This window comes from bacterium (genome assembly GCA_024224155.1).
GTDB lineage: Bacteria > Acidobacteriota > Thermoanaerobaculia > Multivoradales > JAHEKO01 > CALZIK01.
In genome coordinates this window covers 1-617 of record JAAENP010000447.1, presented here as the reverse complement: position 1 = coordinate 617, position 617 = coordinate 1, and the positions used below count along the sequence as shown (strand labels likewise).

At 65.6% G+C, this 617-nt stretch carries 1 protein-coding gene; it reads right to left on the bottom strand.

Annotated elements, in window-relative coordinates:
- A partial coding sequence (locus GY769_21680; GenBank protein ID MCP4204528.1) for a hypothetical protein occupies positions 1–617 on the bottom strand: 617 nt, incomplete at both ends.

Sequence of the window (617 nt, the reverse complement as noted above, 5' to 3'; positions counted from 1 at the left end):
GGGAGAAGCGGCTCTTGGTCACGCGGCGAGAACGCCCCTTGCGGTAGGTGAGGATGTCGAAGCCTTCACCGAGAAGCTTCTTGAACAGCTTCGGACTCCAACCGCCGCGATCGAAGACCACGGTCAGGCGGCGGTCTCCGACCAAGGAGCGCACCTCCTCGAGCACCTCCGGCAACATCTTGACCAGACCCTTGTTGGCTTCGGTGGTGACGACGAACAGCGGCTCGCCTTCGACGTCGTTGACCCAATAGTCGGTCGTCGCGGGCATCGCGATACGCAGGCGGGCGACGCGCGTCTTCGGGATGCTGCGCTTGCCGTGGTAGGCGCGCACGTGGCCATCGACGTAGAGAAACCCCATGGCGTGTCCCCGGTTGGCGACTCGGCATTGGGCCAGAGCATGCCCGAATTCAGCGGCCCGGCCATAGCTGGCCAGCCGAGCGAGCTTGCGGCGCAGCGTCTTGACCTCCGGCGCCCGGTCGAGCCCGAGGATTCGGCCGAGCTCCTTCGGTGAGCACTCCTTGAGGCCCTCCGGTCGCTTGATGCGCAGCAGAGCCATGAGCAGGAGAGTGACGAGAATCGTCCGCAGGCCGTAAAACGCCGGCCCGATGCTGCCGTAG